We start from the raw sequence: 12,913 nt of genomic DNA, 5'->3' as shown, positions 1-12,913 counted from the left end.
AGCAAAGTTTCTATCAAGCTCACACCTCTTTATTGCTTGGTTGCCTTATTTTTATATTCAAATAAAATAGAAGCCATTAGTAGCCCTAATGGCTTTTTTTGTTGCTGATTTTCCTATTTTGTCTATCGTAAATTGAGTGTGGTGGTTCTGCCTTCTTTTAGCACCCAATTGCGCAAATCAAGGTTTGGCCGCAACGCACCTAAAATAAAGGCAATCATTCTTACTTATGCAAGGTTTGGCAAAGCTGCTTGTAATTGATGATGACGCATCAAGTCGTTTAAATTTAAGCAATATATTGGAATTTGTTGGAGAAAATTGCGAAGCGGTCAGTTCTGATCAGCTCAGCGATGTTGATTGGTCTAGCGTATGGTCATGCTGTATTGTTGGTAACATTCCAGCAGGTCAAGCGGCGAATACGGTTATCTCTCATTTAAACAGCGCCTACCACATCCCACTTTTAGTCATGGGCCGATTTCCGTTGCCCGTGGATGATCTTCCAAATTTTGTAGGTGAGCTAGAACTACCTCTTAATTACCCACAGCTTAGTGAGGCGTTACGCCACTGCAAAGATTTTCTGGGTCGAAAAGGGGTCAATGTCGTTGCCAGTGCACGAAAAAACACGCTTTTTCGCAGCTTAGTTGGTCAAAGCAGAGGTATTCAAGAAGTTCGTCACCTGATCGAGCAAGTCTCAGACACTGAGGCAAACGTGTTGATCTTGGGTGAGTCGGGGACTGGTAAAGAAGTCGTTGCGCGTAACATTCACTATCATTCGTCCTACAGCAGTGGTGCCTTTGTGCCCATTAACTGTGGTGCCATTCCACCGGAGCTTCTAGAAAGTGAATTGTTTGGCCACGAAAAAGGCGCGTTTACTGGTGCGTTAACGGCACGCAAAGGTCGATTTGAGCTCGCAGACGGTGGCACGATCTTTCTTGATGAGATTGGCGATATGCCGATGTCGATGCAAGTTAAGTTACTTCGCGTATTGCAAGAGCGCTGCTTCGAACGTGTGGGTGGCAATAGCACCATCAAGGTCAATGTTCGAGTTGTCGCGGCAACACACCGTAATCTAGAAAGTATGATTGAAGAAGGCACGTTCCGAGAAGACTTGTTCTATCGTTTGAACGTGTTTCCAATCGAGATGCCTGCGCTGAAAGAGCGCAAACAAGATATTCCATTGCTGCTGCAAGAGTTGATGACGCGTCTGGAAGCGGAGGGTGGCCAGCCTATCTGTTTTACCCCTCGTGCGATCAATTCACTGATGGAGCACAACTGGCCGGGTAACGTGCGTGAGTTAGCCAACCTTGTTGAGCGAATGATCATTCTGTACCCAAATAGCTTGGTCGATGTAAACCACTTACCAACCAAATATCGCTACAGTGATATCCCGGAGTTCCAACCAGAAAGTAATCCGTTTATTTCGGTTGAAGAACAAGAGCGTGATGTGTTCCAAGACATCTTCTCAGAAGACTTTAGCTTTGATGATCAAGACGATCTTGACCACAGCATGAACGCTCCGCAAGCGCTGCCGCCTGAAGGTGTAAATCTGAAAGAGCTGTTGGCTGATTTAGAAGTTAATATGATCAGCCAAGCGTTAGAAGCACAAGTTGGGGTCGTGGCACGAGCCGCTGATATGCTGGGTATGCGACGCACAACGTTGGTGGAAAAAATGCGTAAGTACAACTTACAACGCTAGGCAACGTTGAGATTTAAGACGGTATCTAAATCATTTGGGCTATTTAGCATCGTTTTTCTGACACCAAAAACCGTTATCTGAGGGTGTCAACTTATTGTCGATGACTTAACGTCATGATAAATATACAAAATAGCTTGGTACGCTAATTGCTTACCAAGCTATTTTAGTTTTAGCGGCGATATTTCGACAGGCAGTAATGGATAACAACACCAACCAATCCCATTTAGATTCCGTAGAAAATCAGGTTGAGCGCTATAAGCAGGTGCTTGATGTGATGCCTGCCGGAGTGATTCTGCTCGACACGTTCGGCATAGTGCGTGAAGCAAACCCAGAGGCGCACCGAATTCTTGAGATTCCACTGGTTAATGAAAAATGGTTCAACATTATTCAGGCGGTGTTTGATCCTCGTGAGGATGATGGTCACGAAGTTTCCCTGCGGAATGGTCGTAAAGTTCGATTAGCCATTTCGGCTTCTACGACAGGTCAATTGATCCTGATTACCGATTTAACCGAAACTCGCTTACTTCAAGCTCGTGTGAGTGATTTACAACGCTTGTCGTCGTTAGGGCGTATGGTAGCGTCGCTTGCTCATCAGGTAAGAACGCCGCTATCGAGCGCCATGCTATATGCATCCAATTTGGGAGCGCCAAACCTTCCACCAGCGACAAGGGATCGCTTTCAAACCAAATTAATGGATCGACTGCACGATTTGGAAAAGCAGGTTAATGATATGCTGCTTTTTGCTAAAGGTGGTGATAATAAAGTCATTAAGACATTTACGATTGCTCAGTTGGTGGCGGAATATCAGCCGATGGTCGAAACCGCGCTAAAAAATAACGGTATTGATTACTGCCTAGAAGTGGAAGAAGAACAAACTGAGTTGCTAGGCAATGCGAATGCGATTGCATCCGCGTTGAGCAACCTTGTCATGAATGCGATTCAGATGTCTGGTAAAGAGTCGCAAGTCGATATTTTTTTCCGCCCGGTAAATGGCGAGTTGCGCATTTCAGTGCAAGACAGCGGACCGGGTGTACCTGAAGAACTACAAGCCAAAATTATGGAGCCATTTTTTACCACGCGTTCTCAAGGAACCGGGTTAGGGCTGGCTGTTGTTCAAATGGTTTGCCGTGCCCATGACGGTCGATTGGAACTTATTTCAGAGCAGGGTGATGGAGCCTGCTTTACCATGTGCATTCCGCTAGAGCGAGTGCAACCAGAAGCGCAGTAAGCAGCTTCTGGTAATAACAATTACTGGAGAATCAGAATGGCGCAAAGCAAAGTGCTGATCGTAGAAGACGATGAAGGTCTTCGTGAAGCCCTAGTGGATACTCTGGCTCTGGCAGGGTATGAGTGGTTAGAAGCTGACTGTGCGGAAGACGCACTACTAAAACTCAAATCGAATACTGTCGATATCGTCGTTTCTGACGTGCAAATGGCAGGTATGGGCGGATTGGCTCTGCTCAAAAACATCAAGCAGAATTGGCCTAACTTACCAGTACTGTTAATGACGGCGTACGCCAACATTGAAGATGCCGTGTCGGCAATGAAAGACGGCGCGATTGACTACATGGCGAAACCATTTGCACCAGAAGTATTGCTGAACATGGTCAGTCGATACGCACCGATCAAAAGCGATGACAATGGTGACGCGGTCGTGGCAGATGAAAAAAGTCTGCGTCTACTTGCTTTGGCCGATAAAGTGGCACGTACAGATGCGAATGTTATGGTGCTAGGTCCGAGTGGCTCAGGTAAAGAAGTGATGTCGCGTTATATTCACAACGCATCAAACCGTAAAGATGGTCCATTCGTTGCGATCAACTGTGCGGCGATTCCAGACAACATGCTGGAAGCGACACTATTTGGTTATGAGAAAGGCGCGTTCACTGGCGCGGTTCAAGCGTGTCCGGGTAAGTTTGAACAAGCGCAAGGCGGCACAATCTTGCTGGATGAAATCAGCGAAATGGACTTAAACCTGCAAGCGAAACTATTACGTGTTTTGCAAGAGCGTGAAGTGGAGCGCCTTGGCAGTCGTAAGAGCATCAAGCTGGATGTACGCGTGCTTGCGACCAGTAACCGTGATCTCAAGCAGTACGTCTCAGAAGGCAACTTCCGTGAAGATTTATACTACCGCCTGAATGTGTTCCCAATTGCGTGGCCAGCACTGAACGAACGCAAAGGCGATATTGCGCCACTTGCCAAGCATCTTGCTGAGCGTCATTGCAGCAAGATGGGGATGCCAGTGCCTCAATTTTCAGCCGTTGCGGTAGAAAAACTGTTGCAATACCCTTGGCCAGGTAACGTTCGTGAGCTGGATAACGTGGTGCAACGAGCTCTTATCTTAAGTGAGAATGGTGATATCGACGCTGAGCACATCTTACTAGAAGGGGTGGATTGGCAAGATGCCAACAGCTTGCAGCATGTGGTTCAAAATGCAGAGATGGTTGTACCTAATGTTAAGCCAGTCGCTCAACCTGAGAGTGTGAACCGTCCGGTATCTGGCGGGGAGGGCTTGGGCAGCGAGCTGCGTGACCAAGAATACGCCATTATTTTGGAAACCTTGGTGGAGTGTAACGGCCGACGCAAAGAAATGGCGGAGAAACTGGGCATAAGCCCACGAACCTTGCGCTACAAACTTGCCAAAATGCGTGATGCTGGTATAGATATCCCAAATTAACATGTGCAATCGCCATAAGACAAAAAGTGTAAGCAAACCGCTAACTAATGTCTTATGGCACGTTAATTGCTGTGTTAATAATCAGTTTTGTTAATAGTCAATCTTTTGGCTTAGAGGTGCTAATGAAAGTTGATGGTATTCAGGCAGAAATGCGCGCCATGATGGTAGAAGCAACCAATACTGCTCCTACTGCAAGTGGGGCGAAAGTTGGAGCAGATTTTAATGATCTCCTAACTAAAGCCATCAATAACGTGAACACACTTCAAAAAGCATCCGGTGACTTACAAACCCGTTTTGATCGTGGTGATGCCGATGTTTCCCTTTCTGACGTTATGATTGCTCGTAACAAGTCTAGTGTCGCTTTTGATGCGACGGTTCAAGTTCGCAACAAACTCGTTGAGGCGTATAAAGACCTCATGAACATGCCAGTGTAATTTAGGTAATAAGTGTGGCAGACAAGTCTACAGATTTAACCGTCACTGAAGGCGGCTCAGATGGTGCACTGGTAGCAAGTTCCGACGTAGATGTGGAGAGTCAAAATCCAGATCTAGAGGAACGCAGTGCGTCAAAATTTGATATGGCAGTGGGTGACCTTGATTTACTTCGTCAAGTTGTACTTGTGCTGTCAATATCCATCTGTGTTGCATTGATCGTGATGCTGTTCTTTTGGGTCAAAGAGCCGGAGATGCGCCCGCTTGGAGCGTATGAGACCGAAGAGTTAATCCCCGTTCTGGATTACCTGGACCAGCAAAAAATCAATTACAAGCTTGATGGTAATACCATTTCTGTTGAATCGAGCGAATACAACTCGATCAAACTTGGCATGGTTCGCTCGGGCGTAAACCAAGCCACAGAGGCGGGCGATGATATTTTGCTGCAAGATATGGGCTTTGGCGTATCACAACGTTTAGAGCAAGAGCGCCTTAAACTCAGTCGAGAACGTCAATTGGCTCAAGCGATTGAGGAAATGAAGCAAGTTCGTAAAGCGCGAGTCTTATTGGCGCTACCAAAGCACAGTGTTTTTGTGCGTCATAACCAAGAAGCATCAGCGTCCGTATTTTTGACACTGTCGACTGGTACGAACCTCAAACAGCAAGAAGTTGATTCTATCGTCGACATGGTGGCGAGTGCCGTTCCGGGAATGAAAACTTCCCGCATTACCGTCACAGATCAGCATGGTCGTTTGCTCAGTTCAGGCTCTCAAGACCCTGCTTCTGCTGCGCGACGCAAAGAGCAAGAATTAGAGCGTAGCCAGGAACAAGCGCTGCGTGAAAAAATTGATTCAGTGCTATTACCTATTTTAGGTTATGGCAACTACACGGCGCAGGTCGATATCCAAATGGATTTCAGCGCGGTTGAACAAACTCGCAAACGCTTTGATCCCAATACCCCTGCAACCCGCAGTGAGTACGCATTAGAAGATTACAATAACGGCAATATGGTAGCGGGTATTCCGGGGGCGTTAAGTAATCAGCCTCCAGCGGATGCCTCTATTCCGCAAGATGTGGCTCAGATGAAAGACGGTTCTGTCATGGGACAGGGTTCGGTGCGTAAAGAATCCACGCGTAACTTTGAGCTTGATACCACCATCAGCCATGAGCGTAAGCAGACAGGGACGGTTGCTCGTCAGACAGTTTCTGTTGCGATTAAGGACCGTCGTCAGGTCAACCCAGATACGGGAGAAGTGACCTATACCCCGATGTCCGAATCGGAAATTAATGCTATTCGCCAAGTCTTAATTGGTACGGTCGGTTTTGACCAAGGCCGTGGTGATTTGTTGAATGTACTGAGTGTGAAGTTTGCAGAGCCTGAGGCTGAACAGCTGGAAGAACCACCAATTTGGGAGCACCCTAACTTCAGTGACTGGGTTCGTTGGTTCGCAAGTGCATTGGTGATCATCGTTGTCGTATTGGTATTGGTTCGTCCAGCAATGAAGAAATTGCTTAACCCTACCAGTGATGACGAAGACGAAATGTACGGACCAGACGGCTTGCCGATTGGTGCGGATGGTGAAACTAGCCTGATTGGCAGCGACATTGAAAGCAGCGAACTGTTTGAGTTTGGTTCAAGTATTGATTTGCCAAACCTTCATAAAGATGAAGATGTATTGAAAGCGGTTCGCGCTCTGGTGGCGAATGAACCTGAACTTGCTGCTCAAGTAGTGAAAAACTGGATGAATGACAATGGCTAACGATATCGTACCTCAAGATGACAACGCCGCGGGAATGCCAGTTGAGCTGGATGTCTCAACCATTACTGGCGAAGAAAAAGCAGCAATTTTGCTACTGAGCCTCAATGAACAAGATGCCGCTGGCATTATTCGTCACCTAGAGCCAAAACAGGTCCAGCGTGTGGGTAGTGCGATGGCTAAGGCGAAAGACCTCAGCCAAGACAAGGTGTCGGCCGTTCACCGTGCGTTTTTGGAGGACATCCAGAAATACACCAACATCGGCATGGGCAGCGAAGACTTCATGCGTAATGCGCTGGTGGCGGCTCTTGGTGAAGACAAAGCCAACAATTTGGTTGACCAGATCCTACTTGGTACGGGTTCAAAAGGCTTGGATTCGCTGAAATGGATGGACCCACGACAAGTGGCGAGCATCATTGTCAACGAACACCCGCAGATCCAAACCATCGTCTTGTCTTATTTAGAAGCAGACCAATCCGCAGAGATTTTGTCTCAGTTCCCTGAGCGCGTGCGTTTGGATCTGATGATGCGTATTGCCAACCTTGAAGAAGTTCAGCCATCGGCACTGGCAGAGCTGAACGAAATCATGGAGAAACAGTTCGCGGGTCAAGCTGGCGCTCAAGCAGCCAAGATTGGTGGCCTGAAAGCGGCAGCGGAGATCATGAACTATCTAGACAACAACGTCGAAGGCTTGTTGATGGAACAGATTCGCGATCAAGACGAAGACATGGCGACGCAAATTCAAGACTTGATGTTTGTCTTCGAAAACTTAGTCGAAGTGGACGATCAAGGTATTCAGAAATTGCTGCGTGATGTACCACAAGACGTGTTGCAAAAAGCACTTAAAGGTGCCGACGATTCTCTGCGTGAGAAGGTATTTAAGAACATGTCGAAACGAGCGGCTGAGATGATGCGTGATGACATCGAAGCGATGCCGCCAGTTCGCGTGGCGGATGTCGAAGCGGCACAGAAAGAAATCCTGGCGATCGCTCGTCGCATGGCCGATGCAGGCGAACTCATGTTGTCTGGCGGTGCGGACGAATTCTTATAATCTCTATTGCTCCGCGATTATCCTATTGCGGAGCGCCCTCACTTCTTAATCGAATACATAATAGGTAACCCATGGCTGGCGAAAGAAAACGTGGATTTATCCGTCCTGATGAAGATGATTCGATGATCGAACCACAACGTTGGGGGTTGCCTGATTACGGCGAGCCCAAAGCCAAGCAAGCAAAACAAACCGCATTTAACTATGATCCTGGTTGGGTACCGAATCTTGAAGAACCAGAAGAAGAGCAAGCACTTGAGCTAACCGAAGAGCAGATAGAGCTGATCAAGCAAGGCGCTTATCAGGAAGGTTTGTATCAAGGTCAAGAAGCCGGCTTTAAGCAAGGTTACGACAAAGGCAAAGAAGAAGGCCTGCAAGCGGGCCATGCTGAAGGGCTGGAGCTTGGAAAAGCCGAAGGCGTGACCGCAGGTCAAGAATATATTCAGCAGCAAGTCGAAACCTTTATGAACTTGGCCAATCAGTTTGCTCAGCCGTTAGAGCTAATGAATGCTCAGGTTGAAAAGCAGCTGGTGGACATGGTGCTCTGTTTAGTTAAAGAAGTCGTGCATGTCGAAGTACAAACCAACCCTCAAATTATTTTAGACACGGTTAAGCAGTCGGTTGAAGCGCTGCCAATATCAGGTCACCCCATTACCTTGCACCTGAACCCAGAAGACATTGCGATTATTCGTTCAGCCTACGGCGAGGAAGACCTTGATTGCCGCAACTGGACGTTGGTTGCTGAGCCATCACTCAATCGAGGCGACGTCCAGATTGAGGCAGGTGAATCAAGCATTAACTACCGCATGGAAGAGCGCGTCAAAAGCGTGTTGCACAGTTTTTGTGGTGCAAACCGTCATCAAGAGGGTGAGTAATCCATGCAAGCATTGGCTGACCGTTTAAGAAACTACAAAGTTGAAGGCTTAACGACGCGCCCAGTTGCCTCTGGCAAACTGGTTCGAGTGGTTGGGTTAACGTTGGAAGCGACAGGCTGTCGCGCGCCAATTGGCAGTTTATGCTTAGTGGAAACCATGTCCGGTCAGATGGAAGCCGAGGTCGTCGGTTTTTCAGGCGATAACCTATTTTTGATGCCAAGCGAGCAAATTACGGGCATTTTGCCTGGCGCTAGAGTGACGCCATTAACCAGTGACGCTGGCTTGCCTGTTGGCATGGAGTTGCTTGGTCGCGTGATTGACGGGGTTGGTAATCCGCTTGATGGACTTGGCCCGTTGTATACCGATCATCGCGCCTCTTTTAATGCTGAGCCAATCAACCCGCTAGCTCGAAAGCCAATTTCAGAGCCACTTGATGTGGGCTTGAAAGCGATTAACGGATTATTGACGGTAGGTAAAGGTCAGCGTATCGGTCTGTTTGCCGGCTCTGGTGTGGGTAAATCGGTCACGCTTGGCATGATGACGCGAGGTACAACCGCACAAGTTGTTGTGGTTGGTCTGATAGGTGAGCGTGGACGCGAAGTTAAAGAGTTTATCGAAGAGATTTTAGGTGAGGATGGACGACGTCGCTCTGTCGTGGTGGCTGCGCCTGCCGATGCGTCACCATTAATGCGTTTGAAAGGCTGTCAAACCGCCTTAACCATTGCAGAGTACTTTCGCGATCAAGGTTTGGACGTTCTGTTATTGATGGATTCCTTGACGCGTTTTGCGCAAGCGCAGCGTGAAATCGCACTTTCTGTTGGTGAGCCGCCAGCGACAAAAGGCTATCCGCCATCTGTGTTCGCCAAGCTACCTGCTTTGGTTGAGCGTGCGGGTAACGGAAGCGCCGAACAAGGCTCAATTACGGCGTTCTTTACCGTGTTGACCGAGGGCGATGATTTACAAGACCCGATTGCGGATGCATCGCGGGCAATTCTTGATGGTCACATTGTGCTGTCCCGTGAAATGGCGGATGCAGGCCATTATCCTGCGATTGACGTCGAAAAGTCGGTTAGCCGTGTTATGCCGCAAATCACCACTGAAGAACATGTTCTGATGTCGAAAGCGGTACGTCAGGTCTTGTCGATTTGCCGCAAGAACCAAGATTTGGTCTCGATTGGGGCGTACAAACCGGGCACCGATCCTGCTATCGATGGCGCGTTTACATTGAAGCCAAAGTTAGACGAATACTTACAGCAGAGCATGAAAGAATCGGTGCCATACGATATGTGCGTCAACATGCTTAGAAACATTTTGGGCGGGTGATAGCGCATGAACAATGCGATGGAGTTCCTACTTGAGCAGACTAAAGAGCGTGAAGATCAAGCCGTACTTGCGCTGAACAAAGCGCGTTCTGAACTTGAAGATTATTACCGTCAGGTTGAGCAAATCGAAAAGTATCGCCTTGATTATTGCCAACAGCTTATCGACCGTGGGCAGGCGGGCTTAACGGCAAGCGAATATGGGCATTTAAATCGCTTTCTCACTCAGCTAGACGAAACGTTATCTAAGCAGAAACAAGCAGAAAGTCATTTCAAAGAACAGGTAGAAAACTGTCAAGAATACTGGTTAACAGTACGCAAAGAACGCAAATCCTATGAGTGGATGATCGAAAAGCGTGAGAAAGAGAAACAGCTTTCGGAAGCCAAACGAGAACAAAAGCAAATGGACGAGTTTTCAACGTTGCTTTACAGCCGTCGAGCGAAGCCTTTTTAATGTTTAAAAGTTGATGTTGCTTCCACTTATAACGCTCGTTTTGTCACTGCAGCAATGAGCTTGTTATTGGCGTAATTTTTGCAGATATCTTTGTAGATGAGCATCCCAATAACCTAAATTTGCCACCGTGTGCAATTTAGCAGCGACCTAGCGCTCGAAGCTGCTGATAATGAGAATTTCTATATGAATGTGAATTTGTCCAATGTTTCTGCGACGAGCAAGACGTCAGTGTCTGACTCTGCCGCACAAGCACCTACAGAAAACGCGGAGAACAAGGGTTTTTTGGAAACCTTGACGGATGCATTTTCAGGTTCACAAAAGCCAGAAAAAGTAGCAACGAAATCACTAAACGGTGAAGAACAAAACAGTGTCGAGATTAACAAGCTTTCGTCTGGAAAAGCTGATAGCCAAGAAGCGGTCACAGACGTGGCTCAAGCGAGTAGTAACGACGCCGAAGAGTTTCTGGCGCAAGAAAGCCAAGACACTGCTATTCAAGAGCAAAGCCGCTCTGGCGATATGCTGACAGAGCATGCGAACACCATTCAAAGTGATGAAGTAAGCCTACTGGAAGCCAAACAAGGCGCGCACTCGCAAAATGATGCTGATGTCACTGAGAAAGTAGGTTCACTCTCGAGCGCCCCTTCAGCTGCTAATGGCGCAAAAAGCGCGATGGGTGAAGGACAACAGCTGCTTGGTCGTATTGAACAAGCGAATCAAACCTTGAAAGCGAATAATGCATCCATCGATAGTGGCAAAGTTTTGCCTCAACGAGCGGGTTTAGAGCACTCGGTTAACGGGCAAACAACAGACATTGATGAACTTGCTTTGAATGACATGCCATCAGCTCAATCGCTTGAACAAGTGCAGGCAATGGCCGGGCAAGGCTTAGAGCCAATTTTAGATAAGCATGGTCAACCTATCGATGTTGATAAGCTCTCGTCTGAGTTTGCTACTTGGCAAGGTCTGGCTAAACAAGTCAGTCACCCAACCGAGAAGGGCATGGTCAGTGGTGACGTTGCCAATGAACTATCGCCACTGGAGGTAGGTTTGAATGGCTCTAAAATTGATGCGCTTCAGCGTGTTTCTTTGGATGAACTCGAACTCATAGATACCAAACTGGCGCAGGGAAAACCACTGACTCAGCAAGAAGCTGAGATCATAAAAGGGTTGAAAAAAGGGACGGTCATTGCCGATATTCCAGAGCAAGATCTTGCCCAGTTTGTTGCGCTTCCTACTGACGTTAAACAGGTTCTCGCCGAGCAGCAAGTACAACATCATTTGGCTCGCCAGGCTGCGCCTATGGGGATGTCTCAGCAAGCCCTTAATTTTGTGACTCAATCAGCTCAGCCGCAAGCTGTTCAGAGTGCAGATAAAGTCGCAGTATCTCCGATGCCAGATGCGTTGGCCGCAGCTCATTTGCCGACTGCGCTTCAAGGCGTGAAGGATGGAGAGATTAACCAGAAAGTTGTGAATGCCGCATTGGCTGCTGGTGCACTTAAAGCGACAGCGGATAAGCAAGATAAACCAGAACTTCAACATGGTTTAGCAGGGCAGCTTCAGGCGATGGCGGGTCAACAAGGAACAAACGTGCAGCAACAAGCGCGTATTGATGCCGCGCAGCAAGCTCAGCTTCCGTTGCAACTGACCAAAGAGCTAGCCAATGAGCAAGTGGCGGAAAAAGTGCAAATGATGATGTCGAAGAACCTAAAAAACCTCGATATTCGTCTTGATCCACCAGAATTAGGTCGTATGCAAATTCGTATGACGATGAACAACGATGTAGCTAATGTGCATTTTACGGTGAACAACCCGCAAGCGCGTGACATCATTGAACAGACGCTTCCTCGCTTGAGGGAGATGTTGGCGCAGCAGGGCATGCAATTGGCTGATTCTTCTGTTCAGCAACAAAACAGCGGGCAGCAGCAAGGTAGGTATACTGCTGAGCAACATGGTCAAAGCGCTCAAGGCAGCGGTTTTTCTGGACAATCAGAAGAGAGCTTTGATGCTGACGTCAATCTGGATTTGAATGTGGCTTCAAAGCGTGATGGAATTAGCTTTTACGCATAACAGGCCGTTTAAAGGCAATAATACAAGGTTACCAAACGACTTCCTCAAGCATCTCGGTAACCTAAAAGAATAATAAGAGACAACAATGGCAGAAGAACAGTTACAAGGGGCCGATGCGCCGAAAGGAAAAGGTAAGTTACTTATCATCATAATCGCTGTTGTGGTATTGCTACTTGGCGGTGGTGCAGCAGCATTCTTTCTCATGGGCTCTGATGAGCCAGCTCAGGCTGAAGCGTCTCAACAGGTTCAAGCGAAGGCATCAGATGCCTCGCCCATTGCCTACGTGAATCTTCCTCAGGCATTTGTATTTAACGTTACTGGGGACCGTCGCGACAGACTGGTACAAATTAAAGCGCAGTTAATGGTTCGCGGTGCAGAGAATGAAGAGTTGGCGCGGTACCATTCGCCACTGATTGAGAGCTCTTTGTTATCAACGTTTGCTTCGGCGACGGTTGATCAGTTGCGTTCTCCAACGGGACGAGTGGAATTGCGCGATCGTGCTTCCGAAGATATCAAAGCAGCGCTAAACGCTGCGGTCGGTAAGCCAGTGATTGAAAAAGTACTGTTTACAGATTTTGTTATTCAATAGGTAAAA

Annotated in this window: 11 protein-coding genes; all 11 read left to right on the top strand. The window is 47.7% G+C overall.

Annotated features, from left to right (window positions below; genetic code table 11):
• Window positions 1-226 precede the first annotated feature (226 nt).
• The 11 genes from L3V30_RS02035 (at window position 227) to fliL (ending at window position 12,907) form a co-directional block, all read left to right on the top strand.
• Window positions 227-1,693, top strand: coding sequence for a sigma-54 dependent transcriptional regulator (locus tag L3V30_RS02035; RefSeq protein ID WP_237308204.1), 1,467 nt, complete (start codon window positions 227-229; stop codon window positions 1,691-1,693).
• Window positions 1,694-1,889: 196 nt separating this feature from the next.
• The gene (locus L3V30_RS02030) at window positions 1,890-2,921 is read left to right on the top strand and encodes an ATP-binding protein (protein ID WP_237308202.1); all 1,032 of its coding nucleotides are present in this window, start codon (window positions 1,890-1,892) and stop codon (window positions 2,919-2,921) included.
• Window positions 2,922-2,957: 36 nt separating this feature from the next.
• Entirely contained in the window at window positions 2,958-4,367 is a 1,410-nt protein-coding gene (locus L3V30_RS02025) for a sigma-54 dependent transcriptional regulator (RefSeq protein ID WP_046875536.1), read from the top strand.
• 122 nt (window positions 4,368-4,489) lie between these two features.
• A complete protein-coding gene (fliE, locus tag L3V30_RS02020) occupies window positions 4,490-4,801 on the top strand; it encodes a flagellar hook-basal body complex protein FliE (protein ID WP_237308200.1) in 312 nt (103 codons plus the stop codon).
• Between the two features lie 14 nt (window positions 4,802-4,815).
• Window positions 4,816-6,558, top strand: coding sequence for a flagellar basal-body MS-ring/collar protein FliF (gene fliF / locus L3V30_RS02015; protein WP_006741698.1), 1,743 nt, complete (start codon window positions 4,816-4,818; stop codon window positions 6,556-6,558).
• Complete coding sequence (fliG, locus tag L3V30_RS02010) at window positions 6,551-7,606, top strand: flagellar motor switch protein FliG (RefSeq protein WP_012841526.1); 1,056 nt, start codon at window positions 6,551-6,553, stop codon at window positions 7,604-7,606. The genes fliF and fliG overlap by 8 nt, the downstream gene beginning before the upstream one ends.
• Window positions 7,607-7,677: 71 nt before the next feature.
• The gene (gene fliH / locus L3V30_RS02005; RefSeq protein ID WP_237308198.1) at window positions 7,678-8,478 is read left to right on the top strand and encodes a flagellar assembly protein FliH; all 801 of its coding nucleotides are present in this window, start codon (window positions 7,678-7,680) and stop codon (window positions 8,476-8,478) included.
• A gap of 3 nt (window positions 8,479-8,481) precedes the next feature.
• Window positions 8,482-9,801, top strand: a complete 1,320-nt coding sequence (gene fliI, locus L3V30_RS02000) for a flagellar protein export ATPase FliI (protein ID WP_006741701.1) — start codon at window positions 8,482-8,484, stop codon at window positions 9,799-9,801.
• Window positions 9,802-9,807: 6 nt separating this feature from the next.
• Window positions 9,808-10,251, top strand: a complete 444-nt coding sequence (fliJ, locus tag L3V30_RS01995; protein ID WP_085342885.1) for a flagellar export protein FliJ — start codon at window positions 9,808-9,810, stop codon at window positions 10,249-10,251.
• 183 nt (window positions 10,252-10,434) lie between these two features.
• Window positions 10,435-12,318, top strand: coding sequence for a flagellar hook-length control protein FliK (locus L3V30_RS01990; protein ID WP_237308197.1), 1,884 nt, complete (start codon window positions 10,435-10,437; stop codon window positions 12,316-12,318).
• Window positions 12,319-12,403: 85 nt separating this feature from the next.
• Window positions 12,404-12,907 (top strand): flagellar basal body-associated protein FliL, encoded by a 504-nt coding sequence (gene fliL, locus L3V30_RS01985; RefSeq protein WP_012841529.1) that lies wholly within the window; start codon window positions 12,404-12,406, stop codon window positions 12,905-12,907.
• Window positions 12,908-12,913: the final 6 nt, after the last annotated feature.

Origin of the sequence: Vibrio sp. A1-1 (assembly GCF_021728175.1) — a bacterium.
GTDB classification, from domain to species: domain Bacteria; phylum Pseudomonadota; class Gammaproteobacteria; order Enterobacterales; family Vibrionaceae; genus Vibrio; species Vibrio diabolicus.
This window is presented reverse-complemented; position numbering and strand designations above follow the sequence as displayed.

Bases quoted from the DNA above. Each gene is read 5' to 3' on its own strand.
- L3V30_RS02030 (WP_237308202.1), top strand. From the start codon at position 1,890: ATGGATAACAACACCAACCAATCCCATTTAGATTCCGTAGAAAATCAG.
- fliI (WP_006741701.1), top strand. From the start codon at position 8,482: ATGCAAGCATTGGCTGACCGTTTAAGAAACTACAAAGTTGAAGGCTTA.
- fliJ (WP_085342885.1), top strand. From the start codon at position 9,808: ATGAACAATGCGATGGAGTTCCTACTTGAGCAGACTAAAGAGCGTGAA.
- fliE (WP_237308200.1), top strand. From the start codon at position 4,490: ATGAAAGTTGATGGTATTCAGGCAGAAATGCGCGCCATGATGGTAGAA.
- fliG (WP_012841526.1), top strand. From the start codon at position 6,551: ATGGCTAACGATATCGTACCTCAAGATGACAACGCCGCGGGAATGCCA.
- L3V30_RS02035 (WP_237308204.1), top strand. From the start codon at position 227: ATGCAAGGTTTGGCAAAGCTGCTTGTAATTGATGATGACGCATCAAGT.
- L3V30_RS01990 (WP_237308197.1), top strand. From the start codon at position 10,435: ATGAATGTGAATTTGTCCAATGTTTCTGCGACGAGCAAGACGTCAGTG.
- fliH (WP_237308198.1), top strand. From the start codon at position 7,678: ATGGCTGGCGAAAGAAAACGTGGATTTATCCGTCCTGATGAAGATGAT.
- fliL (WP_012841529.1), top strand. From the start codon at position 12,404: ATGGCAGAAGAACAGTTACAAGGGGCCGATGCGCCGAAAGGAAAAGGT.
- L3V30_RS02025 (WP_046875536.1), top strand. From the start codon at position 2,958: ATGGCGCAAAGCAAAGTGCTGATCGTAGAAGACGATGAAGGTCTTCGT.